The sequence below is a fragment of the Streptomyces sp. NPDC037288 genome (assembly GCF_055603265.1).
This window is the reverse complement of sequence record NZ_JBVJVY010000008.1, coordinates 59,928-86,386: the sequence shown is the minus strand read 5'-3', so window position 1 is coordinate 86,386 and position 26,459 is coordinate 59,928. Positions and strand designations below refer to the sequence as shown.

General features: G+C 71.2%; 21 protein-coding genes and 1 riboswitch. Of the genes, 12 read left to right on the top strand and 9 right to left on the bottom strand.

Features of this window, described 5'->3' with window-relative positions:
* Positions 1-58: 58 nt before the first annotated feature.
* Both ACZ7GZ_RS12250 and ACZ7GZ_RS12245 read right to left on the bottom strand, forming a co-directional pair.
* Entirely contained in the window at positions 59-1,264 is a 1,206-nt protein-coding gene (locus ACZ7GZ_RS12250; protein WP_471023348.1) for a LolA family protein, read from the bottom strand.
* A 488-nt stretch (positions 1,265-1,752) separates the two neighbouring features.
* A complete protein-coding gene (locus ACZ7GZ_RS12245) occupies positions 1,753-2,763 on the bottom strand; it encodes a polyprenyl synthetase family protein (protein ID WP_471023345.1) in 1,011 nt (336 codons plus the stop codon).
* Positions 2,764-3,339: 576 nt separating this feature from the next.
* Positions 3,340-3,513, top strand: a riboswitch (cyclic di-AMP (ydaO/yuaA leader).
* Between the two features lie 3 nt (positions 3,514-3,516).
* Between ACZ7GZ_RS12245 and ACZ7GZ_RS12240 the strand changes: the two genes are divergently transcribed.
* Positions 3,517-4,005 carry a transglycosylase SLT domain-containing protein gene (locus tag ACZ7GZ_RS12240; RefSeq protein WP_471023344.1) on the top strand — a complete coding sequence of 163 codons (489 nt, stop codon included), beginning with the start codon at positions 3,517-3,519 and terminating at the stop codon, positions 4,003-4,005.
* Between the two features lie 128 nt (positions 4,006-4,133).
* On the opposite strand, the gene ACZ7GZ_RS12235 is transcribed toward ACZ7GZ_RS12240, so the two are convergent.
* The 3 genes from ACZ7GZ_RS12235 to ACZ7GZ_RS12225 all read right to left on the bottom strand — a co-directional run bounded on the left by ACZ7GZ_RS12235 (position 4,134) and on the right by ACZ7GZ_RS12225 (position 7,561).
* Positions 4,134-4,946 (bottom strand): HAD family hydrolase, encoded by an 813-nt coding sequence (locus ACZ7GZ_RS12235; protein ID WP_471023341.1) that lies wholly within the window; start codon positions 4,944-4,946, stop codon positions 4,134-4,136.
* A gap of 122 nt (positions 4,947-5,068) precedes the next feature.
* Positions 5,069-6,271, bottom strand: a complete 1,203-nt coding sequence (locus ACZ7GZ_RS12230; protein ID WP_471023338.1) for an FAD-dependent oxidoreductase — start codon at positions 6,269-6,271, stop codon at positions 5,069-5,071.
* A 45-nt stretch (positions 6,272-6,316) separates the two neighbouring features.
* The gene (locus ACZ7GZ_RS12225; protein ID WP_471023647.1) at positions 6,317-7,561 is read right to left on the bottom strand and encodes a carboxylate--amine ligase; all 1,245 of its coding nucleotides are present in this window, start codon (positions 7,559-7,561) and stop codon (positions 6,317-6,319) included.
* 303 nt (positions 7,562-7,864) lie between these two features.
* Between ACZ7GZ_RS12225 and fahA the strand changes: the two genes are divergently transcribed.
* From fahA to ACZ7GZ_RS12175, 10 genes are all read left to right on the top strand, one after another.
* Positions 7,865-9,082 carry a fumarylacetoacetase gene (gene fahA / locus ACZ7GZ_RS12220; RefSeq protein WP_471023335.1) on the top strand — a complete coding sequence of 406 codons (1,218 nt, stop codon included), beginning with the start codon at positions 7,865-7,867 and terminating at the stop codon, positions 9,080-9,082.
* Between the two features lie 110 nt (positions 9,083-9,192).
* Entirely contained in the window at positions 9,193-9,966 is a 774-nt protein-coding gene (locus ACZ7GZ_RS12215) for a hypothetical protein (RefSeq protein ID WP_471023334.1), read from the top strand.
* Positions 9,963-10,349 (top strand): GntR family transcriptional regulator, encoded by a 387-nt coding sequence (locus ACZ7GZ_RS12210; RefSeq protein WP_471023332.1) that lies wholly within the window; start codon positions 9,963-9,965, stop codon positions 10,347-10,349. Before ACZ7GZ_RS12215 ends, ACZ7GZ_RS12210 begins: the two co-directional genes overlap by 4 nt.
* A gap of 231 nt (positions 10,350-10,580) precedes the next feature.
* Positions 10,581-11,519 (top strand): M56 family metallopeptidase, encoded by a 939-nt coding sequence (locus ACZ7GZ_RS12205; protein ID WP_471023329.1) that lies wholly within the window; start codon positions 10,581-10,583, stop codon positions 11,517-11,519.
* 133 nt (positions 11,520-11,652) lie between these two features.
* The gene (locus tag ACZ7GZ_RS12200; protein ID WP_471023327.1) at positions 11,653-12,441 is read left to right on the top strand and encodes a GntR family transcriptional regulator; all 789 of its coding nucleotides are present in this window, start codon (positions 11,653-11,655) and stop codon (positions 12,439-12,441) included.
* Positions 12,442-12,476: 35 nt separating this feature from the next.
* Positions 12,477-12,704, top strand: coding sequence for a 4Fe-4S dicluster domain-containing protein (locus tag ACZ7GZ_RS12195; protein WP_031166915.1), 228 nt, complete (start codon positions 12,477-12,479; stop codon positions 12,702-12,704).
* A 14-nt stretch (positions 12,705-12,718) separates the two neighbouring features.
* Positions 12,719-14,062 carry an ABC transporter substrate-binding protein gene (locus tag ACZ7GZ_RS12190; protein WP_471023325.1) on the top strand — a complete coding sequence of 448 codons (1,344 nt, stop codon included), beginning with the start codon at positions 12,719-12,721 and terminating at the stop codon, positions 14,060-14,062.
* Positions 14,059-14,973, top strand: coding sequence for an ABC transporter permease (locus ACZ7GZ_RS12185; protein ID WP_471023322.1), 915 nt, complete (start codon positions 14,059-14,061; stop codon positions 14,971-14,973). Before ACZ7GZ_RS12190 ends, ACZ7GZ_RS12185 begins: the two co-directional genes overlap by 4 nt.
* A complete protein-coding gene (locus ACZ7GZ_RS12180) occupies positions 14,957-15,745 on the top strand; it encodes an ABC transporter ATP-binding protein (protein WP_471023320.1) in 789 nt (262 codons plus the stop codon). Before ACZ7GZ_RS12185 ends, ACZ7GZ_RS12180 begins: the two co-directional genes overlap by 17 nt.
* 11 nt (positions 15,746-15,756) lie before the next feature.
* On the top strand, positions 15,757-18,522 hold the full coding sequence (locus tag ACZ7GZ_RS12175; RefSeq protein ID WP_471023318.1) for a fumarate reductase/succinate dehydrogenase flavoprotein subunit: 2,766 nt from the start codon (positions 15,757-15,759) through the stop codon (positions 18,520-18,522).
* Positions 18,523-18,552: 30 nt separating this feature from the next.
* Here the strand turns inward: ACZ7GZ_RS12175 and recQ are convergent, their stop codons facing one another.
* On the bottom strand, positions 18,553-20,532 hold the full coding sequence (recQ, locus tag ACZ7GZ_RS12170; protein WP_471023317.1) for a DNA helicase RecQ: 1,980 nt from the start codon (positions 20,530-20,532) through the stop codon (positions 18,553-18,555).
* A 289-nt stretch (positions 20,533-20,821) separates the two neighbouring features.
* Here recQ and ACZ7GZ_RS12165 point away from each other — a divergent pair, with 289 nt between their 5' ends.
* Positions 20,822-21,208: a hypothetical protein gene (locus ACZ7GZ_RS12165; RefSeq protein ID WP_471023315.1), complete on the top strand. Its 387-nt coding sequence runs from the start codon at positions 20,822-20,824 to the stop codon at positions 21,206-21,208.
* 81 nt (positions 21,209-21,289) lie between these two features.
* On the opposite strand, the gene nuoN is transcribed toward ACZ7GZ_RS12165, so the two are convergent.
* From nuoN to nuoL, 3 genes are read right to left on the bottom strand one after another with little or no spacing between them, the layout of a single operon-like run.
* Complete coding sequence (gene nuoN / locus ACZ7GZ_RS12160; protein WP_471023313.1) at positions 21,290-22,939, bottom strand: NADH-quinone oxidoreductase subunit NuoN; 1,650 nt, start codon at positions 22,937-22,939, stop codon at positions 21,290-21,292.
* Complete coding sequence (locus ACZ7GZ_RS12155; protein WP_471023310.1) at positions 22,936-24,507, bottom strand: NADH-quinone oxidoreductase subunit M; 1,572 nt, start codon at positions 24,505-24,507, stop codon at positions 22,936-22,938. The genes nuoN and ACZ7GZ_RS12155 overlap by 4 nt, the downstream gene beginning before the upstream one ends.
* A 5-nt stretch (positions 24,508-24,512) precedes the next feature.
* Positions 24,513-26,459 (bottom strand): NADH-quinone oxidoreductase subunit L, encoded by a 1,947-nt coding sequence (nuoL, locus tag ACZ7GZ_RS12150; RefSeq protein WP_471023307.1) that lies wholly within the window; start codon positions 26,457-26,459, stop codon positions 24,513-24,515.

The window sequence follows — 26,459 nt, the reverse complement described above, 5'->3', positions numbered from 1 at the left end:
GCCCCCGAAGACCCCGAAGGTTCAACGTACGGTCACGGCTCGTGGTGCCCGAAAGGGGCTACTTTCCCGTGTTCGCCGCCTTCACCAGGGCGTCCTTGGTCACCGTGCCGGCGTAGACCTTGCCGTCGTCGGTGATCAGGGCGTTGACCAGCCGGGTGGAGAAGACGGTGCCCTTGCCGAACTTGCCGGAGACCTTGTCGCCGAGCGAGCCGAGGAAGCCGCCGAGGTCACCGGCCTTGGCGCCGGTCGGCAGGCCGCCCTTGGCGCCGGTGTCGAAGGTGGCGATGGACGTCCAGCCCTTGCCGAGGACGTCGGAGCCGCCGAGACCCTTGCCGAACTCGCCCCGCTTCGGCGCGTGCTGCCGCTCCGCGTGCTCCTTGTTGCCCGTCTTCTCCTCCGTCACCTTCGCGCCCTTGGGCGGGGTGAAGGCGAAGGTGGAGGCGTCCGGCTTCGCGAAGGAGACCCGGGTGAAGCCCGCGTCGAGGACGGCGGCGCCGCCGCTCTTCGGAGTCAGCGTGAACTTCAGCGGCATGCCCGTCTTCGCGTCGACGGCGATGCTGATCGCGCCGACCGTGGTACCGGACTGCCGGGGCTTGATCAGCAGCTTGTAGGCGTCGCGGCCGGCGACCTGCTCGGTGCCGTCGACGGTGACGGACGTGGTGTCGTCCACCGACTTCAGCGCCTCGTCGGCGAAGTCCTTGGGCGTGGCCGGGGGCTCGGCCCTGTGGTCCTTGCCGGAGTCGGCCGAGGTGCCGTGGTAGACCTCGTTGCTCTTGCTGTCGTAGCCCCACACGTCCTTGCCGTTGTGGATGAGGCTGTACTCGGAGCCGCTCTCCAGCAGCGACAGCTTCTGCTTCTGCGGGCCGTCCGCGGCGACGCGCAGCGTGTGCGTGCCGGAGACCAGCGAGGTGAGCTTGGCCTGCGGGTCGGCCGAGGAGCCGTCGCCGGAGCCCTTGGCGGCCCCCGAGGCCAGGCTGCTCTCCAGGCCGCCCAGGTCGGGCAGGCCGAGGTCGGTGCTGACCCGCACGGTGCCGGACAGCTGCTGCACGTCCGACTTGGCGATCTTCTCGATGAGCTGCTGTGCGGTGATCCTGGGCAGGTCGGGGTCACCGGAGGCGGCGAGCGCCGGGACCAGCCCGATCGTGGCCGCCGCCACCCCCACCACCGCGACCGGGACCGCGTAGCGGGCGGCCTTGCGGCGTCCGGCGCGCGGAGCTTCCTCCTGCGCGGCGTCCACTGCGTCGTCGGTTTCGTACGGTGCCATGTGTGCCTTACCTCCGTCGTCGGCGGCGGCTGTCCCCACGCTGGTCCACCAGTGCCGCCATTCTCACCCGAATCGGTGAGGAGTGGTGATGTCCGTGGTGTCCATCTCACCAAATCGGCCATGAGGAAGCGTCAGACCTCGGAGCCAACTCCGTGTACGCCTGCGGTATGACACGTAGGGGCCGCGGCTCCCCCGACCCGTAGGGGTCTCACCGGAACGGAGGGGGCTGTACGGGGGCATGGGCATCGGAGCGGCAGGTGCCGGGCGGGTCCGAGCGACCGGGAGGACGGGCATCCGAGCGACCGGGAGGACGGGCATCCGAGCGACCGGAGGGGACGGGCATCCGAGCCACCGGAGGGGACGGGCATCCGAGCCACCGGGGGAGGGATGTCTGCGGCGGACCGTGCATCGCACCGGGCCGTACCGGTCGCACAGGCTCCGTACGGCCGGTCGCCGCCGCGAGACGTGGCCCCGTGGGACGGCCGGGGTCAGCCGGCGCGGTGCACCACCGCGTCGCACAGCTCCATCAGCGCCGCCTTGGCGTCGCACTCCCGCAGCGGCGCCAGCGCGGCACGGGCCTCCTCCGCGTAGCGGACGGTGTCCCGGCGGGCCTGCTCCAGCGCGGGGTGGGCGCGCAGCGCGGCCAGCGCCTCGGCGTGCCGGGCGTCGTCACTGAGGTCGGAGTCCAGCAGCCGGCACAGTGCGATGTCCTCGGGCAGCCCCAGCCGGGCCGCCCGCTCACGCAGCCGCAGAACGGGCAGCGTCGGAATGCCCTCGCGCAGGTCGGTGCCGGGGGTCTTGCCGGACTCGTGCGAGTCGGAGGCGATGTCCAGGACGTCGTCGGCGAGCTGGAAGGCGACGCCGAGCCGCTCGCCGTACTGGGTGAGCACGTCGACGACCGTCTCGGCCGCGCCGGACATCATCGCGCCGAACCGGCACGACACCGCCACCAGCGAGCCCGTCTTGCCGCCGAGCACGTCCAGGTAGTGCTCGACCGGGTCGCGGCCGTCCGCGGGACCGGCGGTCTCCAGGATCTGGCCCGTGACCAGCCGCTCGAACGCGAGGGCCTGCACCCGGACGGCCTCGGGGCCGAGGTCGGCGAGGATCTGGGAGGCCCGGGCGAACAGGAAGTCCCCGGTGAGGACCGCGACCGAGTTGCCCCAGCGCGTGTTGGCGCTGTCCACGCCACGCCGTACGGCCGCCTCGTCCATGACGTCGTCGTGGTACAGCGTGGCCAGATGGGTCAGCTCCACCACCACGGCCGACGGTACGACACCCGGCGCGTAGGGGTCGCCGAACTGGGCCGCGAGCATCACGAGCAGCGGCCGGAACCGCTTCCCGCCGGCTCGCACGAGGTGCTGTGCGGCCTCCGTGATGAACGGGACCTCGCTCTTGGTGGCCTCGAGCAAGCCTTCCTCGACAGCCGTCAATCCGGCCTGGACATCGGCTTCCAGAGCCTGGTCCCGCACGCTCAGCCCGAACGGCCCGACGACGGTCACGAGGGGTCTCCTGTCTGCTGGTGTCTGCTGGCGATTACACGGTTTGTCGATAGGTCGCTGCCATCACTCGAGTCAGCGTATCCGGTCCTCTTTCGATCACCGATAGCGCCCACCGGTCCAGCCTGGGAGGTATCAGGTCATGACCGGGATACTTTTGATCAAGTAATAGGAACGTATATTTATCGACTTAATAGGAATCCGTCCGCTTTGTCGCAAGCCGAGAGGCGAGCGGAGTAATACCTCCACCCCCCTCCCCCGGAACAACGACGGGCGCCAGGTCGCAGGTTCCACCGTTCAGCCGATCCACCCGAATCCCCCATGTCCGACTTGAAGCACTTTGCTATTTCGTGAGTTGGGTCACGGGCACCCGTCGGCACCCCATTGGCCCCGGTTCCCCTTCCCGCCTTGCCCCGCTGGCGAGTTGAGGGTTGGCGAGCGCAAAGGATCAAGCACCTCATAGTGCATAGATCAAGGTCAAACAGGACGTTGTGTGAATCCGGTACTTGTTCCCGACATGTGCTCTCGCATACGTTCCGGGCCGTCGGGCGGACGCCGAATCCTGCCGCCGCCCGCATAACCATCCACGGACCCATTCGTATGGCAGGAGCGGGGGACCCAGGTAAGCGCCGGACCGGACGACACCCGTCGCGCCGGACCGGCTAGGGGTGAAGCCGTGCCTTCCCGGGCACGGCCGGGCACCTCCCCGCCCGAACCCGACAGCTCACCCCGCAGGCGTTGGAGAGGAACTTCCCCATGCCTGCTGCCGCTCAGCACCGCCGTACCCGGAACAACCGCCTCGTCCGCGCCCTCGCCGCCGCCGGCACCGGTGCCGCCGTCCTCGCCCTGCCGCTCATCGGGGCGACCAGCGCCTCCGCCGCGACCCCGGCCGCCACCACGGTCTCCACCACCCCCGCCGGTTACCCGAACACCCTTGACGGCTGGATCCGCGAGTCCCTCGCGATCATGGCTCAGAAGGGCATCCCGGGCACCTACAACGGCATCTACCGCAACGTCATGCGGGAGTCCTCCGGCAACCCGGCCGCCATCAACCTCTGGGACTCCAACGCCGCCAAGGGCATCCCGTCCAAGGGCCTGCTGCAGGTCATCGACCCGACGTTCAACGCGTACCACGTGGCCGGAACCTCCTTCAACATCTACGACCCGGTCGCGAACATCACCGCCGCCTGCAACTACGCGGCCGCGCGGTACGGGTCGATCGACAACGTCTTCGGCGCGTACTGACAGCTCCGCGGACCGGCAGCACGTCACCGGCCCGCCCGGTACGCCCCCCACCTGACGGAAGGGGCGCGCCGGGCGGCCACCGTGCGTCCTGCGGGCCCGCGCCGGACGGCCGCCTACTGATGGGCCGGTCAGTCGGTCGGAAACAGTCCTTCGAGGACGGCGGCGATGCCGTCGTCCTCGTTCGACAGGGTGATCTCGTCGGCCACCGCCTTGAGTTCGGGGTGCGCGTTCGCCATGGCGACCCCGTGTCCGGCCCAGTCGAACATCGGGATGTCGTTGGGCATGTCGCCGAACGCCAGGGCCTCCTGCGCGGCGATCCCGAGCCACTCGGCGGCCAGCGCGAGGCCGGTCGCCTTGGTCACCCCGGACGGCTGCAGCTCCACGGTCCCCGGCCCCGACATGGTGACCGTCGCCAGCGAGCCCACCACCTCGCGCGCTACCGCCGCCAACTCGTCGTCGGACAGGCCGGCATGGCGCAACAGCACCTTGCTGATGGGCTCGCACCACAGGTCGTCGCGCCGGCCGACCCGCACCGCGGGCAGGGTCGGGTGCGGCATCAGATAGCCCGGCTCGATGAGCGTGAGCCCGTCGACGCCGTCCTGGTCGACGGCCGCGTAGACCTGCCCCACCTCGGCCTCGATCTTGCCGAGCGCGGTCTCGGCCAGCTCCCGGTCCAGCCGGACCGACCACAGCAGACGGCCGGACGCGGCGTCGTAGACCTGCGCGCCCTGCCCGCACACCGCGAGCCCCGTGCAGCCGAGATGCTCGAGCAGTGGCCGTACCCGCGGGGCCGGGCGGCCCGTCACCACCAGATGCCGGACACCGGCCCGCGCCACCCGCGCGAGCGCGGCGAGCGACCGGTCGGAGACGGTGTCGTCGCCGCGCAGCAGCGTTCCGTCCAGGTCGGTGGCGATCAGAGCGTACGCGGGGGAGGCGGCCATGATCAGAGAATACGGATACCTCGCCCCGCCGACTCATCTTGTCGTCCTGCGTACTTACGTACTGGTCAGCCCCAAGTGGCGCCCTCCGCCCCCTTGATGACGTGTCGGCCTTCCCGGAGGCATCAGCCGTGGGCCGCCGCCAGGTGTGCCGTCAGGCGCGGAGAGGCGAACTCCGTACCGCAGACGAAGCGCATCACCGGGCCGTACGACGACGCCGCCGGCAGGCCCGTGAAATACAGCCCGGAGACGGAGGAGACGTAGCCGGGGCCGAGTTTGGGCGTACCGCGGCTCACGGCGAGCCGGGTGCGCAGTTCGTGGCCGAGGAAGTCCATCGCCGCGATGTCGACGCGGTAGCCGGTGGCGGCGATGACGTGGTCGGCGGTGAGCCGCTCGGTGCGTCCGCCGTGTGTGCGGACGGTGAGGACGGGGCTGCCGTCCGGCGCCTCGGCGCCCACCACCCGCTCCACGTCCTGGACCAGCACGGCGCTCTGGAAGCGCTCGCGCAGCCACCAGGCGCCGAGCGGTCCGAGGACCCGGCGGACCAGGAAGTGGCGGGTGGTCTCGGGCAGATAGCGGTAGGGGTGGGGGTAGTGGCTGAGCGCCCACAGCGACCAGGCCCGGCCGAAGGGGGACTCGGGGCGCAGCTTCGGCTGGTCCCAGGGCGGGGCGCCGAAGGCGACCCGGCCGCGGCCACGCGCGACGACACGCACGCGTGCCCCCGCCTCGGCGGCGAGCGCGGCCGTCTCCAGCGCGGACTGGCCGGCGCCGATCACGATCAGCTCCTTGCCGGCGAAGCGGCCCAGGTCGTGGTGCTGGGAGCTGTGAGAGACCGGGCCCGTGGGCGCCGGTCCGTCGGCCGCGGCTCCCGCGAGCTCCGCCGGGAGGTGCGCCAGGCCGGACAGCCCGGTGGCGACGACGACGGCACGCGCGGTGAACAACTCGCCCGAGTCCAGCTTCAGTTCGAAGCCGCCGCTCTTGTCGCGGTCCACGGAGACGACCCGCACCCGCTCCAGGCCGGGGATCAGTTTCTGCTGGAACCACTCGCCGTAGGCGATGAACGTCTCCACCGGGATGATGTCCTCGTCGGTCACCAGGCGGCGGATCCCGGCCGCGTCGCAGTAGTCGGCGAGGGTGTGACCGGGCTGCGGGCAGTCGAGGTTGGAGGCGGCGGGCGTCGACTTCAGGAGCATGCCCTCGGGCATGTGGTCGCGCCAGCTGACCATGGGGTCGCCGAAGACGCGGACGGGGATGCCGCGCGCCCGCAGATGGGCGGCGGTGGACAGGCCGAAAGGCCCGGCCCCGATGACTGCAACCGGTCGAGTCACGAAGTCCCTCCCCAGGACACGGTGCGCCACGCTTGGTGGCCTTGCCTACTTCGTGGATGTGCTGCTGCCGCGGCGGTTGGTCCGCCACAGCTGATAGAGGTGCTTCGCGCCCGGACGCACGAAGCGGGCGAGCATCGTGAGGAACGGCAGCGGGTCGTCACCCGCGAGCCAGGCCAGCTCCGTCCCGCTCGCCTTCGCCGGCGCGTGCGGCGTCGTATAGCCGCTGCGGCGGTAGGCGAGCAGGGCGGGCAGGTCGATGTTCTCCACGATGTAGCGGTGGCCGGCGCGCTGCTCCCCCTCCGGAACGGGGCGGCCGGTCAGATTCAGATGCATGGCGCGTACGACGTCCACGCCCGACTCGTTCTCGAAGAGGCGGAACTGGGCGCCCACGCGGGGGTTGAAGTCGAGGAGCTTGTACTGTCCGTCGCGCCGGTCGAAGCGCAGGTCGAGGTCGATGATGCCGCTGTAGCCGATCTGCTTGATGAAACGTGCGGCGAGGTCCGCGAGTTCCGGGTTGTCGACGACGTACGCGTTCGCCGTCATGCCGGCGTGCGGCGGCCAGGAGCGGACCTTGACGCCGGTGAACAGGGCGAGGGGGCTGGAGTCCTGGCCGAAGCAGGCGTGCACGATCCAGTCCTCGGCCTCCTCGCGCGGCAGATACTCCTGGAGGATCACGCCCGGCCGCGCCCCCCAGTCCCGGGCGAGGGTGAGCAGACCCTCGCGGGTGGCGATCCTCGTGGTGCCGCCCACCGCGGGACGGGTGCGCCGTACGAACGCCTCCCGGTTCTTGGCCACCACCGGGAAGCGGGCCGTGTCGGCGAAGGCGACGACGTCGTCGTACGACTCGGGGAACGCCGACGCGGGACTCGCGATGCCGTGCTCCACGCACAGTTCGTGCAGGCCCTGCTTGCTGGCGAGCCGGCGCGGCAGGACGGGGTCGACACGCGGGAAGAGAAAAGATCCGGCCAGCTCGTCCTGGTGTTCCGCGATCAGTACGGCGGCCTCCTCGTCGGTCGGGACGAGGACGGTGGGGCGGCCGATACGGCGGCCGATGCGCAGCAGGCCCTCGACCAGGCGGTCCGGGTCCTCCGCACCGGTCGTCGGCCATACGAAGGCCTTCTTCAGATAACGGGAGGAGGCCGCGGGCGTGTACGCGTCCTCGGTGATGGCATACATGGGCACGCCGAGCCGGCCCAGGCTGCGGATCGCCCCGACGCCGCCGTGGTGCAGCGGGTAGTCGCCGAACTTGACGATCAGTCCTGGTACGTCCCGGTCCGCCTCGAACGGCAACCCGACGGTGTCTCCGGCCACGGGTCCCCCCACGTGTCCCCCCAATGGAACGGACCCACCCCGTCCGCGTCCCCAAAGGACGCTAAGCCGGAATTACCGCCTCCGACAAGGCTTATCCGGACATTGCGAACTCTTTAGGCAGGGTACGAGCAACCTTTCGAAGCTTCTTCGACACACACCTTCGGACATCCCCCGGGCGCCACAGGAGGCACTGCCCAAGACAGGCATCCCAGCCGTAACGTGTGGCGCGACCACATGGAACGATCGCCGTGCACGGCCCGGATGAGAGTGAGGCAGCACCCCATGCCCCCCTTCGACGTCCCCGAGGGCGACCCCTTCGGACCGCACAACCTTCCCTATGGCGTGTTCTCGCCCTCCGGCAGTACGGAGCGGAGGGTCGGCGTCCGGCTCGGGGACCACGTCCTCGACGCGGGCGCCGCAGCCGCCGCCCTCGGCTCACCCCACCACGCGCTGCTCGCACGCCCCACCCTCAACCCGCTGCTGGCCGCCGGCCGCCCCACCTGGTCGGAGGTACGGCGCGCCGTCACGGCCTGGGTCACGGACCCCGCGCACCGCGAGGCCGTCGAGCCGCTGTTCCACCCCCTGTCCGAGGTGACCCTGCACCTGCCCTTCGAGGTGGCGGACTACGTCGACTTCTACGCCTCGGAGAACCACGCCCGCAACGTCGGCCAGATCTTCCGCCCGGACGCCGAGGACTCCCTCACCCCCAACTGGAAGCACCTGCCCATCGGATACCACGGCCGCTCCGGCACGGTCGTCGTCTCCGGTACGGACGTCGTACGGCCCTCCGGGCAGCGCAAGGCCCCGGCCGACCCGGCACCCGTCTTCGGGCCGTCGATCCGGCTGGACATCGAGGCGGAGGTCGGCTTCGTCGTGGGTGTGCCGTCCGCGCTGGGCAGTCCGGTCGCGCTGGCCGACTTTAGCGACCACGTCTTCGGACTGTGCCTGCTGAACGACTGGTCCGCGCGGGACATCCAGGCCTGGGAGTACGTCCCCCTCGGGCCCTTCCTCGGCAAGTCCTTCGCGACCTCGGTGTCGGCATGGATCACCCCGCTGGAAGCACTGGAGCACGCGCGCGTGGCGCCCCCGCAGCGCACGCACCCGCTGCTGCCGTACCTGGACGACTCGGCGCCCGGCATCGACCCCGGCGGCTACGACCTGCGAATCTCCGTCGCGATCAACGGCCATGTGGTCTCCGAGCCGCCGTTCTCGACCATGTACTGGACCGCCGCACAGCAGCTCGCCCACATGACGGTGAACGGTGCCTCGCTGCGCACCGGCGACCTGTACGGCTCGGGCACGGTGAGCGGCCCCGAGGAGCGTCAGCGCGGCTCTCTGCTGGAGCTGACCTGGAACGGCCGCGACGCCCTCGAACTCCCGGACGGCAAGCGGACCTTCCTGGAGGACGGAGACGTGGTGACCCTGTCGGCATGGGCTCCCGCGGCGGACGGGCGCCGTGTCGGCCTGGGGGAGGTCAGCGGGCGGGTCGTGGCGGGGTGAAGAGCCACCTTGTAGCAAGAGATTGACACAAGTTCGCCGGACCGGGCATCTTGTACTCACCGCTTGATACAAGCGGTGAGTACAAGTCGTGCTTTTCACGGGGGACTTCCATGACCGACCTCGACATGACCTCGCCGGCGACCGCCTCCCGGGCGCCGGTCGACCGCTACGCCCGCTGGACGGGCCTGGCCACGGGCGCCCTGGCGGCCGTCTGGCTGTCCCGACTCCACCACGGCGACGGCGTGCTGTACGCCATCCCGGCGTTCGGCCTCTGCGCGGTCGCCGGCGTCCTGGTGGGCGACGCACTGACCGCGCCGGCCCGGGGAGCCGTCCGCACCGCAGGGCTCGCACCTCGCCGGATCCGCGACTACGTACCGCCGCGGACGACCTGGCTGCTGGCCGTCCTCGCGGTCGCCCTGGTGGCACTGCTGGCGACGGCGGGCGCGGTGGCCTCGCCGGACGACCTGGGGCGGGCCGGCCGTGAACTCACCCTGACCTGCCGGGGCATGACCGAGGGGCACGGCCCCTGGCCCGGTCTCTCCTACGGCCTGCCCATGCTGGCCTCCCTCGCCGCCGCCACGGGCGCGTGCGGCTGGTCGCTGCGGCGGATCGCCACCCGGCCCGGCGACGAGCAGTCCCGCCGCGACCGCTCGCTGGCGATCGTGGCCGCCTGGGGGATCGTCGTCTCCACCTCGCTGCTCGGCGCGGCCGCAACGGCCTCGGGCGCCCTGACGAGCATGACGTGCGACGGCGCCGCGGGCACCGCGGCCAACATGCTCCTGCTGCCGCTCGCACTGATCTCGCTGGTGACCGCGCCGTGGATGCTCTTCACCGTGTGCTCGCCCCGGGCGGGGTGGCGCCGCCGAGCGGGGGCACGCCGGTGAGCGGCACCGCCGTCCGGGTCGACACGACCAGCCCCGTCCCGCCCTACGAGCAGATCCGCGCCCAGCTCGCCGCCCTGATCAGCAGCGGACGACTGGCCGAGGGCGAGCGGCTGCCGACGGTACGGCAACTGGCCGCGGACCTCGGCCTGGCAGCGGGCACCGTCGCCCGTGCCTACCGCGAACTGGAGGCGGCGTCCCTGATCCGGACCCGGCGCGGCGCTGGGACCCGGGTGGCTCCGCCACCACCGGGCACCCGCCGCCGCGAAACGGCGGAACTCGCCGACGGCACACGTGACTTCGTGGCCTGGGCGGCGGCCCTGGACTTCGGAGAGGACGACGTGCTGGAGGCGGTACGGCGCGCGTTCCAGGAGCGGCGGACGTAACGCATCCGCACCCGAAGGCCAGGCACGCCGGACGGGAAGGACAGTCGGGCGCACCGGACGGGAAGGACAGCCGGCGACGCAACCACAAGACCGATCACCGCCGAGACCTGACTCTCGCCGCCCCTCACCGTCATACTGGGCGGGCACGCACCACACGCGACGCACCCTCGGCGCGCCGCCCCGCACCACCGACACCCGCACAACTCTCCGACCAGGAACCGGAGCCCCGGCATGACCGTCTGCCTGCTCCTGCTGAGCGTCGTCGCCCTGACGGCCGCCCTGCCGGCACCACGCGCGCTGACCCGCGCGGCCTGGCCCGAGCGGGAACCGGTGGTCGCGCTGTGGGTGTGGCAGTGCCTGGTCGCCACCGTCCTGCTGTGCTGTCTGGCGGCACTGGTACTGGGCACGGCGGCCGTCTTCCACACCGTCCGCGAGCGTGTCTTCGCCCCCGCGCCGCCCTCCGTCACCGCCGCCTACGACCTCTCCTCCGCGCCGGTGTGGGCCGCCGCCCTCACCGTGCTGCTGGCCTGCGGAGCCGCCTGGACGACGGCGATGCTGGGCCGGGAACTCGTCGAGGCCCGCCGCAGCCGCGGCCAGGCCCGCGCGCACCTGCGGGAGCGTGCCCCCGATCTGCCGGCCGGCCTGCCCGGGGCGCGCGGCCCGATGCTGGTGCTGGAGGACGAATACCCGGACGCCTGGTGGATGCCGGGACACCCGCCGCAGCTGGTCGTCACGACGGGGGCGCTGCAGCGCCTCACCGACCACCAGCTGGACGCCGTCCTCACCCATGAGCGCGGGCACGCGCGTGCCCACCACGACTGGCTGCTGCACCTGTCCACCGCGCTCGCCACGGGCTTCCCACGCGTACCGCTCTTCGCGCACTTCTGCGACCAGACGCACCGCCTGGTCGAGCTGGCCGCCGACGACACGGCGTCCCGGCGCTGCGGGCACCTCACCACGGCCCTCGCGCTGATCGAGCTGAACCAGCACCGGGGCGTCCTGTCCTGCGACTCCAGCCGGCGCCTCCTCGGCGAGCGCGTGGACCGCCTGCTGGAGCCGCCACCGCGGCTGCTGCGCCGGCACCGGGCGCTGACGACGACGGTGGCCGCGCTGGTGCCCTTGCTGCCGCTCCTGATCACGTTCGCACCGGGCCTGACAGCACTCTCCTGACCCGACCACCCGGTGGCAGATCTTCCCGCCCGCACCGGAAAAAGCGCAGCTCAGCGCGGTATCCAACGACCCCTCACCTGGCGCAACACTTCAGCAACACCCCATTCCCTACCGGGTCGGTATGGTTTCGGCCATGCCACCCACCGACCGCCCCCGAGACCACGCCGGTCAAGGCGCCGCGACCACCGTCGCCGCCCACCGCACGCGTCGACGGCTGCGTGCGGACCGGGCCCGGCAGCTCGCCGACCTGCTGCGCCACCAGATCCTCACCGGCGTATTCCAGAACGGCCCCCTCCCCCACGAGTCGACCCTCGCCGCCGACTACCGCGCCTCCCGCAACACCGTCCGCCAGGCCCTGGACCTGCTCCGGGCCGAGGGGCTGGTGGAGCGGCTGCCCGGAGTCGGCACCGTGGTCGTCGCCCAGAAGTACCCGCACGGGCTCGACCGTCTGATGGGCCTCGCGGAAACCCTCCGCGAACACGGCCGCGTCACCAACGAGGTCCGCACCATGGGCCCCGCCCCCGCACCCGTCCCGGTGGCCGACCGCCTCCGTATCCCCGCCGGCGCCGACGTCCTCTACATCGAGCGTCTGCGCCGCCTGAACGGCCTCCCGCTCTCCCTCGACCTCACCTACATCCCGCTCGACATCGGCACCGCCCTGCTCGGCGCCGACCTGGAGAACACCGATGTCTTCCGCCTCCTGGAAGCCATCACCGGCCAGCGCCTCGGCCACGCCGAGATCACCCTGGAGGCGGTGAACGCGGACACCCACTCCGCCGCCGTGCTCCAGGCCCCGCGCGGCGCCGCCGTACTGATGCTGGAACGCCTCACCCACCTCGCCGACGGCCGCCCCGTCGACCTGGAGTTCATCCGCTTCCGCGGCGACCGGATCACCATGAGCGGCCTGCTCCACCGGTCGTAACACGCCCCTTGCCTGCACGTTTCCTGGAGACAGCCATGCCCTTGGCGCCCCAGCGGGCCGACGTGCCCGTGACCATCGACGAGTCGAAGTGCATCGACGGCTGCACCCTCTGCGTGGACATGTGCCCGCTGGACTCCCTGGCCATCGACGAGACCAACGGCAAGGCGTACATGCACGTCGACGAGTGCTGGTACTGCGGCCCGTGCGCAGCCCGCTGCCCCACCGGAGCCGTCACGGTCAACATGCCCTATCTGCTGCGGTGAGAGGTACAACCATCATGAAACGAACGGCAGTCGCCGCATCCGCCATCGCGTTCCTCCTTCCCCTGTCCGCCTGCGGCGGCAGCGCCGAAGCGGGCAGCGGCTCCACGGTCACCGTGACCGTCGGCTACCAGTCCAAGACCATCAACACCGTCACCGCGGGCACGCTGCTGCGCTCCCTCGGCTACTTCGAGAAGCAGCTCAACTCCCTGCATGACGGCCACACCTACAAGGTCGACTGGCAGGACTACGCCACCGGCGCTCCGATCACCGCCCAGATGACCGCCGGCAAGATCGACATCGGCTCGATGGGCGATTTCCCGCTGCTGCTCAACGCGGCCCGCGGCAAACAGCTCGGCCGGCCCACCCACCTGATCTCGGTGACCGGTTACAACCTGCGGGGCGGCCTCAACACCGTCGTCACCGCGCCCGATTCGAAACTCACCTCCCTGAAGGACCTGAAGGGCAAGAAGGTCTCCACGAGCATCGGTTCCGCCGCGGACGGCACTCTCGTACGGGCCCTGCAACGCGCCGGCATCGACCCGGACAAGGGCATCTCCAAACTCAACCAGCAGCCCGCCGTGGGCGCCTCGGCGCTCTCCTCAGGCAGCGTGGACGCCCTGTCGCAGTTCGTCGCCTGGCCGGGCCTTCTCACCTACCAGGGCAGTGCCAAGGCGCTGTACGACGGCGCCCAGCTGAACCTGCCCACCTTCCACGGCGTCACCGCCCGCGAGGACTTCGCCCAGCAGCGTCCGGCCGTCCTGGAGGCTTTCCTCAAGGCCCAGGCGGAGGCGACGGACTACCTCAACGCCCAGCCCGTCGCCGCTTCCGAGAAGGTCGCCGAAGCCACCGGCCTGCCCGCCGAGGTGGTCTACCTCTACAACGGTGCCCACGGCATCGCCACCTTCGACCCGGCGGTCAAGCCGCAGCTCGTCTCCGCGCTCAAGCAGGACGTGTCCGTACTGAAGGCCGCCAAACTGACCGGCGACATCGACGTGGACTCCTTCGTCGACGACCAGTACGTCAAGAAAGCCCTCAGCGCCTCCTACGCCAAGCGCCTTGCCGCCGCACCCGCACCGGCTGCGAGCGAGGTGTGGCCCAAGGGCAGCGAGAAGGCGCTCTCGTTCACGTCCGCGAAGGAACTGCTGGCCTACGTGGCCGGGCACCAGGCCGGCATCCGCGCCACATATGTACCCGACGCCGCCACCGGCACCCTCTGGTTCGCCGACAAGGCGGTGTGGGTAGCCGATGGCAACCAGCTGCTGCCCTTCGTCACCCCGGCGACCGCGCAGGCCTACGTCACCGCCCACGGCGGCGCCCGTACCGTGTCGTACCGCGAGGCGCTGGAGCGGGCCTCATGACCCGGCGGCCCCTGGCCCGGTATGCGCTGCGGACGGCATCGCTGGCCGCGTTCCTCGGCCTGTGGCAACTGCTGACCAGCCTGGACGTGAACCTGTGGCTGCGGTTCTCGCAGTTCCCGACGGTCACGGACGTGGCCCGCGCCTTCGGCGACCGGCTCTCCGGCGACGACTACTGGACCGACCTCACCGACAGCCTCACCCGGATCCTCACCGGCTTCGCGCTGGCGGCCGTCCTGGGCGTGGCGACGGGCGTGCTCGTGGCCCGCTCGCGCCTCGCCGAGGATCTGCTCGGTCCGGTCCTGGAGGTGATCCGCCCGATACCGGCGATCGCCCTCGTCCCCGTCGCGATCCTCCTCTTCCCCTCCAATGAGCAGGGCATCGTCTTCATCACCTGCACCGCCGCCTTCTTCCCTGTGCTGGTCTCCACCCGGCACGCGGTCCGTGCCCTCACCCCCGTCTGGGAGGAAGCGGTGTGCACCATGGGCGGCGGCCGGCTGCGGATCCTCTGCTCGGTGGTACTGCCGGGCGCACTGCCCGGCATTTTCGGCGGGCTGTCGGTCGGCATCGGCGTGTCGTGGATCTGCGTGATCTCCGCCGAGATGATCTCCGGCCAGTACGGCGTCGGCTACCGCACCTGGCAGGACTACACGGTGGTGAACTACCCGGGCGTCTTCGTCGGCATGGTCACGATCGGCGTCCTCGGCTGGGTCACCTCCACGGCCGTGGAAGTCCTCGGCCGGCGTCTGACCCGGTGGCTGCCCCGCACCTCGTACGTCCCCGCCGGCCGCACCCGCGTGTCCCGGCCTGTCGCCGCCCCCGGTCGCGCCGACGGCGATCCCGAGCAGCAGGCCCAGCCCGAGCAGCAGGGCCAGAACGACACCGAGGAGGCCCGTGATGAGCACCTCGTCTGAGACCGTCACCGCTCCCGTCGCGCCGGCATCGAAGGCCGTACGCGGCACCCGGCTCACCTTCCGTTCCACCGTGCTCGGCCGCCCGGACGCGCCGGTGTTGTACGACGTCGACCTGGACGTGTCCCCCGGCGAGATCCTGACCGTCGTGGGCCCTTCCGGCTGCGGCAAGTCCACGCTGCTGCGCACCCTCGCCGGGCTGCTGCCTCCCCTGGGTGGCGCCGCGGAGGCGGACGGCGTCCCGCTGACGGGGCCGTCGGCCGACCGTGCGCTGGTCTTCCAGGAGGACGCGCTGCTCCCCTGGCGCACCTTGCGCGGGAACGTCGAACTGCCGCTCGCCATCAGTGGCGTACCGCGCTCCGCACGCCGTTCCCGGGCCGAGTCCTGGCTCGCCCGCGTCGGACTCAGCGCGCAGGCCGGGCAGTTGCCGCACCGGGTCTCCGGCGGGCAGCGCCAGCGCGCCCAGTTGGCCCGCGCCTTGGCCGACAGCCCGCGCGCCGTCCTCATGGACGAGCCTTTCGGCGCCCTGGACGCCCAGACCCGCTCCGGCATGCGGGACCTGCTGGTGGACGTGCTGCGCGGCACGGGCGCGACCGTCGTCTTCGTCACGCATGACGTGGACGAGGCCCTCTTCCTCGGTGACCGCGTGGCCCTGCTCGGCTCCGGCCGGGTGGCCGCCGTACGCGACGTACCCGGGCCGCGCGACCGTGGGGCCGTCGACGACCCGGCCCGTGTGGCCTTGCGCCGCGACATCCTCACCTCGCTCGGCTCCTGAAAGGCACCCCGGTGACCACCCCCGCGTCCACTTCCCTGGAGATTCCCGCCGTCGCCGACGCCGAGCAGCTGACCTGCGACGTCCTCGTCATCGGCGGCGGCACCGCCGGCACCATGGCCGCCCTGACCGCCGCCGAGCGCGGTGCGAACGTGCTGCTGCTGGAGAAGGCCCACGTCCGCCACTCCGGCGCGCTCGCCATGGGCATGGACGGCGTCAACAACGCGGTCATCCCCGGTCGCGCCGAGCCCGACGACTACGTCGCCGAGATCACCCGCGCCAATGACGGCATCGTCGACCAGTCCACCGTCCGCCAGACCGCCACCCGCGGCTTCGCGATGGTCCAGCGGCTGGAGTCGTACGGGGTCAAGTTCGAGAAGGACGAGCACGGAGAGTACGCGGTGCGCCAGGTCCATCGCTCCGGCTCGTACGTACTGCCCATGCCAGAGGGCAAGGACGTCAAAAAGGTCCTGTACCGGCAGTTGCGGCGGCGGGAGATGCGGGAGCGCATCCGGATCGAGAACCGGGTGATGCCGGTCCGGGTCCTCACCGCCGAGGGGCGGGCCGTGGGCGCCGTCGGCTTCCACACCCGCACCGGCGCCTTCGTCACCGTCCGCGCGGGCGCGGTCATCCTCGCCACCGGCGCCTGCGGCCGGCTCGGCCTGCCCGCCTCCGGCTACCTCTACGGCACCTACGAGAACCCCACCAACGCCGGTGACGGGTACGCCATGGCCTACCACGCGGGCGCCGAGCTGACCGGTATCGAGTGCTTCCAGATCAACCCGCTGATCAAGGACTACAACGGCCCGGCCTGCGCCTACGTCGCCAACCCCTTCGGCGGCTACCAGGTCAACCGGCACGGCGAGCGCTTCGTCGACTCCGACTACTGGTCGGGGCAGATGATGGCCGAGTTCGCCGCCGAGGTCGCCAGCGACCGCGGCCCGGTCTACCTCAAGCTCAGCCATCTCCCCGAGGAGTCGGTCTCCGCCCTGGAGTCGATCCTGCACTCCACCGAGCGGCCCACCCGCGGCACCTTCCACGCCGGCCGCGGGCACGACTACCGCACCCACGACGTCGAGATGCACATCTCCGAGATCGGCCTGTGCGGTGGCCACTCCGCCTCCGGCGTCCGTGTCGACGACCACGCCCGTACGACCGTCCCCCGCCTGTACGCCGCCGGTGACCTCGCCTGTGTCCCGCACAACTACATGATCGGCGCGTTCGTCTTCGGCGACCTCGCCGGCGCGGACGCCGCCCAGTACACGGCGTACGACGGTGAGCTTCCCGCCGACCAGGTGCGCGAGGCGCACGAGCTGATCTACCGCCCGCTGCGCAACCCGGACGGCCCGCCGCAGACCCAGGTCGAGTACAAGCTGCGCCGTTTCGTGAACGACTACGTGGCACCTCCGAAGTCCGGCGCGCGCCTCTCCCTCGCCCTCGAGGCCTTCGAGCGGATGCGCGCCGACGTCGCCGCCATGGGCGCCCGCACCCCGCACGAGCTGATGCGCTGCGCCGAGGTCACCTTCATCCGCGACTGCGCCGAGATGGCCGCCCGCGCCTCTCTCGCCCGCACCGAGTCCCGCTGGGGCCTCTACCACGACCGTCTCGACCATCCCGGCCGTGACGACGTCTCCTGGTTCCACCATCTCGATCTGCACAAGTCCCCCTCTGGTGCGATGGAGTTCACGGCCCGCCCCGTGGCTCCGTATCTGGTCCCGGTCGAGGAGTTCGAGCCGGTCGGCGGTCCCTCCCGGCAGCTGGGCGAGGTCCGTCCCGAGCAGGTCGCCACGGCCGGGCCGCGCGAGGTGGCGCCGGTCGCCGCAGGACCGACGTCCGTGCGTACCACCGCCTTTGCCGACCCGTCGGGCGTGCCGGGCACCGCCTCGTCCCGGCTCCTGCACCTGCTGGAGCTGGCCGAGGCGGAACCCGAACTCGACCTCCTCGAGCCGTACTTGGCCGACGAGGATCCCGCCGTCCGGCGTACGGCAGTCTCGGTCCTCACCGAGACCGTGCCGCCCGGCACCGGGCAGGCCCTGGCCGGTGCCCTCGCCGACTCCGACGCCGAGGTCCGCGCGACCGCCGCGGCCTCGCTGCGCGAACTCGTCGAGACCCTGGCGCCCGAACCGGCTCTGGGCACCGCCCTCACCGGCGCTCTCGCCGAGTCCGACCCCGTGGTCCGTGCCGCCGCCCTCGATGTGCTGCGCGCTCTGCGGCTCGGTGAGGCCGCGGTGTTCGCGGCGGCGCTGGCCGACCCCGACATCGCCGTCCGCACGGAGGCCGTACGGGCGCTCGTCTCCGTCGACGCGGTCCGGCCGCTGGCGGATGCCGCGGACGATCCCTCCCGGGAGGTCCGGGTCACCGTGGCCAAGGCCCTGGCCGCCGTCGGCCCGGCGTCCCTGGCCGCGGCCGACCGCGAGTTGCTCACCGCCACCCTGGTCCGGCTCACCGGGGACACCGATCCCCTGGTGCGCGGTGCCGCGCTCGCCGCGCTGGCGGGCACCGGCTGCCCGGCTCCGCTCGCCGCCCGAGCCGTGGCCGCGCTGTCGGACCCGGCCTGGCAGGTCCGCTCCGGCGCCGCGACCGCCCTGTCGGCCGCGCCCGCCGGGACCGCCGTCCCCGCCCTGGCCGAGGCGCTGGCCGACCCGAACGCCGACGTGCGCAAGGCGGCCGTGCTGGCTCTGACCCGGCACCGGGCCACGGCAGAGGCGCGGGCCGCCCTCGCGACGGCCACCAGCGACTCGGACGCGGACGTCAGGGCCTACGCGGCGCGGGGGCTGTGACCCCCGTACCTCGCGACATGCCGTGCCGGGCTATATCCAGTCGTCCGGCGCCGGCTCCTCGTCCGGCTCCGGCCAGTCGGCGTCCTGCACGTCGCCGGCGGCCGGGGCGGGCCCGTCCAGGGAGGCCAGCACAGCCAGCACGCCCTCCCCGTACGTCGCCAGCTTCTTCTCGCCGACACCGCTCACCGTGCCCAGCTCGCGCACCGAACCGGGCCGTCGGCCGACGATCTCCCGCAGGGTCGCGTCGTGGAAGATGACATACGCCGGCACGCCCTGTTCGCGGGCCTGTTCGGCGCGCCAGGCGCGCAGTGCCTCGAAGGCCGGCAGCAGGTCGTCGGGCAGTTCGGCGGCGGCCTTGGCCTTGCGGTCGCCTCCGGATGCGCCCGCCGACCGCGACCGGGAAACGGCCGGTTTCTTCGGCTCCTTGCGCAGCGGCACCTCCCGCTCACGCCGCAGCACGGAGCCGCTCGCCTCGGTGAGCACCAGAGTGCCGTACTCGCCCTCGACCGCGAGCAGTCCCTGGGCCAGCAGCTGCCGGATGACACCGCGCCACTCGGCCTCGGGGAGGTCCTGGCCGATACCGAAGACGGACAGCTGGTCGTGGTCGAACTGGATGACCTTGCCGGTGCGCTTGCCGAGCAGGATGTCGACGATCTGCAGGGCGCCGAACTTCTGCCCGCGCTCCCGCTGCAGCCGGACCACCGTCGACAGCACCTTCTGCGCGGCGATCGTGCCGTCCCAGGTCTCCGGCGGGGTGAGGCAGGTGTCGCAGTTGCCGCAGGCCGCAGCGTCGGGATCCTGACCGAAGTAGGCGAGCAGCTGGCCGCGACGGCAGCGGGCCGTCTCGCACAGCGCGAGCATGGCGTCGAGGTGGGCGGCGGCCCGGCGGCGGAACGCCTCGTCGCCCTCGCCGGACTGGATCAGCTTGCGCTGCTGTACGACGTCGTTCAGGCCGTACGCCATCCAGGCCGTGGACGGCAGGCCGTCACGGCCCGCGCGCCCGGTCTCCTGGTAGTAGCCCTCGATCGACTTGGGCAGGTCCAGGTGGGCGACGAACCGTACGTCCGGCTTGTCGATGCCCATGCCGAAGGCGATGGTCGCCACCACGACCAGGCCGTCCTCCCGCAGGAAGCGCGACTGGTGGGCGGCGCGCGTGCCCGCCTCCAGACCGGCGTGGTACGGAACGGCCTCGATGCCGTTGGCGGTCAGGAACTCCGCCGTCCGCTCCACCGAGTTGCGCGACAGGCAGTACACGATGCCGGCGTCGCCCGCGTGCTCCTGTCGGAGGAAGGCGAGAAGCTGCTTCCTGGGGTCGGCCTTGGGCACGATCCGGTACTGGATGTTGGGCCGGTCGAAGCTGGCGACGAAGTGGCGGGCCGTCGGAAGGTTCAGCCGCTGGGTGATCTCCTCGTGGGTGGCTCGGGTGGCCGTGGCGGTGAGGGCGATCCGCGGGACGTCCGGCCAGCGCTCGCCGAGGAGGGACAGGGTGAGGTAGTCGGGGCGGAAGTCGTGGCCCCACTGGGACACGCAGTGCGCCTCGTCGATCGCGAAGACGGAGATCTTGCCGCGCGCGAGGAGATCCAGCGTGGCGTCCAGGCGCAGCCGCTCGGGCGCCAGATACAGCAGGTCCAGCTCTCCGGCCAGGAACTCGGCCTCGACCATGCGCCGCTCGTCGAAGTCCTGCGTGGAGTTGATGAAGCCGGCCCGCACGCCGAGGGCGCGCAGGGCGTCCACCTGGTCCTGCATGAGCGCGATCAGCGGGGAGATCACGATGCCCGTACCGGGTCTGACCAGGGCCGGGATCTGGTAGCACAGCGACTTGCCGCCGCCGGTGGGCATGAGGACGAGGGCGTCGCCGCCCGCGACCACATGCTCGATGATCGCTTTCTGCTCGCCCCGGAAGGCCTCGTATCCGAAGACCCGGTGCAGCGTGGCCAGCGCCTCGCTGTCGGCCGCGCCCGGCCCCTCGGTCACCTGTGGCATCTCGCTGATCCCGCCCGTCACGCCCATCGTCCTGTCCCCCGTCGGTCCCCCGTGTGTGTCGTCTCTCGACCGCTGCCTCCACGATAGGGGTCCGGACCGACAGCATCGGAGTTATCCACAGGCCGGGTGACACCCGCACGAGCCTTGCGCGTCCTCGCACGGACCAGCCCGGTCACCCCGTCGGTCGTCCCGGATGGTCCGGCGATCACACCGGGGCCATGCTGCTCGGGGCGGGAGAGGCGGAGGCCCGGCACAGACAGCCACTCGACACCCGCTCCGGTACCCGACCGCGTGCCGTTCCAAGGAGCTCCGCCCGATGCCCGCTCACCTCGCTAAGGCCGCTCTCGCCGTCGCCGCCATCGCCGCCCTCGCTCTGACGACCACGCCCGCCCGTGCCGCCGGTCCGGACCCCGCCGAATGGGCGCAACTCGTCCCGACGTACGCGGCTACCGCGAAGTACCTCTACGTGCCGAAGGCCCTGGCCGACGGATACGAGCCCAACCCGTGCACCGTGGATGTGACGGGCGGGCAGGGTGCCCAGGGTGCCATGGGATACCACTACATCAACACGTCCCTCTACGGCTCTCTCGACCCGGCCAAGCCCACTGCCCTGCTCTACGAGGACGACGGCGTCGGGGGGCGCAGGCTCACCGGGGTGCGGACAACCCCAGCGGTTTGTTCTTCGAGTGGAACCCCGACGTGAAGTGCCCGTACCCCGGAGCACCCGGCTGACCAAGCGCGAAGGCCCCGGTTCCGTGGGGAACCGGGGCCTGACGCAAAAGACTCAGCGCACGAACACTCCCGCCTGGCTCGCCAGGTCCAGGAAGTACTGCGGGGCCACACCGAGCACCAGCGTGACCGCGACGCCCATGGCGATCGCCGCCATGGTCAGCGGGGACGGCACGGCCACGGTCGGGCCTTCCGGCTTCGGCTCGCTGAAGAACATCAGCACGATCACGCGGATGTAGAAGAACGCGGCGATCGCCGAGGAGATCACACCGATCACGACCAGCGGTGCCGCACCACCGTCCGCCGCCGCCTTGAACACGGCGAACTTCCCCGCGAAGCCGGAGGTCAGCGGGATACCCGCGAAGGCCAGCAGGAACACCGCGAACACGGCGGCCACCAGCGGTGACCTGCGGCCGAGCCCGGCCCACTTGGACAGGTGGGTGGCCTCGCCGCCCGCGTCACGCACGAGCGTGACCACCGCGAAGGCGCCGATCGTCACGAAGGAGTAGCCGGCCAGGTAGAAGAGGACCGACGAGACGCCGTCCTTCGAGGTGGCGATGACACCCGCGAGGATGAATCCGGCGTGCGCGATGGACGAGTACGCAAGGAGCCGCTTGATGTCGGTCTGCGTGATCGCGACGATCGCACCGCCGAGCATGGTGATGATCGCCACCGCCCACATGACCGGCCGCCAGTCCCAGCGCATCCCGGGCAGAACGACGTACAGCAGGCGCAGCAGCGCGCCGAACGCGGCCACCTTCGTCGCCGCCGCCATGAAGCCGGTCACGGGCGTCGGCGCGCCCTGGTAGACGTCCGGCGTCCACATGTGGAAGGGCACCGCACCCACCTTGAACAGCAGGCCCATCACGATCAGGGCGCTGCCGAGCAGCAGCAGCGCGTCGTTGCCCATGGTGTTGGCGAGTGCCGGGTCGACGTTGGTGACCGTGCCGTCGACGACCTGGGCGATGCGCGCGTACGACACCGAGCCGGCGTAGCCGTAGAGCAGGGCGATGCCGAACAGGGTGAACGCGGAGGCGAACGCGCCGAGCAGGAAGTACTTGACCGCGGCTTCCTGCGACATCAGCCGCTTGCGGCGGGCCAGCGCGCACAGGAGGTACAGCGGCAGGGAGAAGACCTCCAGGGCCACGAACAGGGTCAGCAGGTCGTTGGCCGAGGGGAACACCAGCATGCCGGCGATGGCGAAGAGCAGCAGCGGGAAGACCTCGGTGGTGGTGAAGCCGGCCTTCACCGCGGCCTTCTCGCTGTCGCTGCCCGGTACGGAGGCGGCCTGCGCGGCGAAGGAGTCGACGCGGTTGCCGTGCGCGGCCGGGTCCAGGCGCCGCTCGGCGAAGGTGAACAGGCCGACCAGGCCGGCCAGCAGGATCGTGCCCTGCAGGAACAGGGACGGGCCGTCGACGGCGATGGCGCCCATCGCGGCGATGTGCGCCTTCGTCGTGCCGTAGCCGTCGGCCGCCAGCGCGACCACCGCGGCGAACGCGGCGCACAGGGCGACGACGGACACGAAGACCTGCGCGTAGTAGCGGGACGTGCGCGGGAGGAACGCCTCGATGAGCACCCCGACCAGCGCCGCGCCGACGACGATCAGCGTCGGCGACAATTGTCCGTATTCGATCTTCGGTGCCGGGATCTTCGAGATCGGATCGGCCGCGGTTGTCCACAGGCTGTGGATGGCTGCTGTGCTCACTTGGCCGCCTCCACCGAGGGCTTGGGGTCGGTCTTGTGTACGTCGGACATGGTCTGCTTGACCGCGGGGTTGACGATGTCCGTGACGGGCTTCGGGTAGACGCCCAGGAAGATCAGCAGCACGATCAGCGGGGCGACGACCAGGAGTTCACGCGCGCGCAGGTCGGGCATCGCCGACACCTCGGGCTTCACCGGGCCCGTCATCGTCCGCTGGTACAGGACGAGGGTGTAGAGCGCGGCGAGGACGATGCCGAAGGTGGCGATGATGCCGATCGCCGGGTAGCGGGTGAAGGTGCCGACCAGGACCAGGAACTCGCTCACGAACGGGGCCAGTCCGGGCAGGGACAGCGTGGCGAGGCCGCCGATCAGGAAGGTGCCGGCGAGCACCGGCGCGACCTTCTGCACACCTCCGTAGTCGGCGATGAGCCGCGACCCGCGCCGGGAGATCAGGAAGCCCGCGACCAGCATCAGCGCGGCCGTGGAGATGCCGTGGTTGACCATGTAGAGCGTCGCGCCGGACTGGCCCTGGCTGGTCATCGCGAAGATGCCCATGATGATGAAGCCGAAGTGCGAGATCGACGCGTAGGCCACCAGGCGCTTGATGTCCCGCTGGCCGACGGCGAGCAGCGCGCCGTAGACGATGCTGATCAGGGCCAGTACGAGGATCACGGGCGTCGCCCACTTGCTGGCCTCCGGGAACAGCTGGAGGCAGAAGCGGAGCATCGCGAAGGTGCCGACCTTGTCGACGACCGCGGTGATGAGGACGGCGACCGGGGCGGTGGCCTCCTGCATGGCGTTGGGCAGCCAGGTGTGCAGCGGCCACAGTGGCGCCTTCACCGCGAAGGCGAAGAAGAAGCCGAGGAACAGCCAGCGTTCGGTGCTCGTCGCCATGTGCAGCGAACCGTTGGCGCGGGCCTGCGCGATCTCCTGGAGGCTGAAGTTCCCGGCCACCACGTAGAGGCCGATCACCGCGGCCAGCATGATCAGACCGCCGACCAGGTTGTAGAGCAGGAACTTCACCGCCGCGTACGACCGCTGTGTCGAGGCCGCCGCCTCGCCCTGCGCGTGGGCGCGGTCTCCGAAGCCGCCGATGAGGAAGTACATCGGGATGAGCATGGCTTCGAAGAAGATGTAGAAGACGAAGACGTCGGTGGCCTCGAACGAGATGAGCACCATCGCCTCGACGGCCAGGATCAGCGCGAAGAAGCCCTGGGTGGGCCGCCAGCGGCGGCTGCCGGTCTCCAGCGGGTCGGCGTCGTGCCAGCCGGCGAGGATGATGAACGGGATCAGCAGGGCGGTCAGCGCGACCAGCGCCACCGCGATGCCGTCGACACCCAGCTCGTACCGCACCCCGAAGTCCTTGATCCAGGCGTGCGATTCGGTGAGCTGGTAGCGGGCGCCGTCCGGATCGAAGCGGACCAGGACGGTGATCGCCAGGGCGAGTGTGGCGAGCGAGACGAGCAGCGCCAGCCACTTGGCGGCGGTGCGCCCCGTGGCCGGTACGGCGGCCGTGGCGACGGCCCCGATGGCCGGGAGCGCCGCCGTCGCTGTCAGCAGAGGAAAGGACATCGGTATCAGACCGCCCTCATCAGCAGGGTCGCGGCGACCAGAAGTGCCGCACCGCCGAACATCGAGACCGCGTAGGAGCGGGCGAAGCCGTTCTGGACCCGGCGGAGCCGTCCGGACAGGCCGCCGAAGCCGGCTGCCGTGCCGTTGACGACACCGTCGACCAGGGTGTGATCGACGTACACCAGGGAGCGCGTGAGGTGTTCTCCGCCGCGTACCAGGACGACGTGGTTGAAGTCGTCCTGGAGCAGGTCGCGACGGGCCGCGCGGGTGAGCAGGGAGCCGCGCGGGGCGACGGCGGGGACGGGCTTGCGGCCGTACTGGGCCCAGGCGATGCCGACGCCGATGACGAGGCACACCAGGGTCGCCGCGGTGACCACCCATGCGCTGACCGGGGAGTTGCCCTCGCTGTGTCCGGTGACCGGCTCGAGCCAGTGCAGGAAGCGGTCGCCGATGCTGAAGAAGCCACCGCCCAGGACAGAGCCGACGGCCAGCACGATCATGGGGATCGTCATGACCTTCGGGGACTCGTGCGGGTGTGGCTCGGCGTGCTCGCCGCGGTGCTCGGCGGCGGGCTCGGCGCTCGGTGCCTCCGGGGAGCGAGTGGGTTGGTTCTTCCAACGCTCCTCTCCGAAGAAGGTCATCAGCATCACGCGCGTCATGTAGAAGGCGGTGATGGCCGCGCCCAGCAGGGCCGCACCGCCGAGGATCCAGCCCTCGGTGCCGCCCTTGGCGAAGGCCGCCTCGATGATCTTGTCCTTGGAGAAGAACCCGGACAGGCCCGGGAACCCGATGATGGCGAGGTAGCCGAGGCCGAAGGTGACGAAGGTGACCGGCATGTACCTGCGCAGGCCGCCGTACTTGCGCATGTCGACCTCGTCGTTCATGCCGTGCATGACGGAACCGGCGCCGAGGAACAGCCCGGCCTTGAAGAAGCCGTGCGTCACCAGGTGCATGATCGCGAAGACGTAGCCGATGGGGCCGAGGCCGGCGGCGAGGATCATGTAGCCGATCTGCGACATGGTCGAGCCGGCCAGCGCCTTCTTGATGTCGTCCTTCGCGCAACCGACGATCGCACCGAACAGGAGCGTCACAGCGCCCACGACGGTGACGGCCAGCTGGGCGTCGGGGGCGCCGTTGAAGATGGCTGCGGAGCGGACGATGAGATACACGCCCGCCGTCACCATCGTCGCCGCGTGGATCAGGGCCGAGACCGGGGTCGGGCCCTCCATGGCGTCGCCGAGCCAGGACTGCAGCGGCACCTGGGCGGACTTGCCGCAGGCGGCGAGCAGGAGCATCAGGCCGATGGCGGTGAGCTTGCCCTCGGAGGCGTCACCGGCGTGGCTGAAGACCGGGCCGAAGGCGAAGGTCCCGAAGGTCGCGAACATCAGCATGATCGCGATCGACAGGCCCATGTCGCCGACGCGGTTGACCAGGAAGGCCTTCTTCGCGGCCGTCGCGGCGCTGGGCTTGTGCTGCCAGAAGCCGATCAGCAGGTACGACGCGAGGCCGACGCCCTCCCAGCCGACGTACAGCAGCAGGTAGTTGTCGGCGAGGACGAGCAGCAGCATCGCCGCGAGGAACAGGTTCAGGTAGCCGAAGAAACGGCGGCGCCGCTCGTCGTGCTCCATGTACCCGACCGAGTACAGGTGGATCAGCGAGCCGACGCCGGTGATCAGCAGTACGAACGTCATCGACAGCTGGTCCAGGCGGAAGGTGACGTCCGCCTGGAAGCCGGCCACCGGGACCCAGCTGAACAGGTGCTGCATCAGCGTCCGGTGGTCGGCCCCCTTGCCCAGCAGGTCGGCGAAGAGGACAACGCCGAAGGCGAAGGAGACGAACGAGAGCACCGTGCCGATCCAGTGGCCGACGGCGTCGAGCCGCCGGCCGCCGACCAGGAGGACGGCCGCTCCGAGCAGGGGCGCCGCGATGAGCAGCGCGATCAGGTTCTCCAC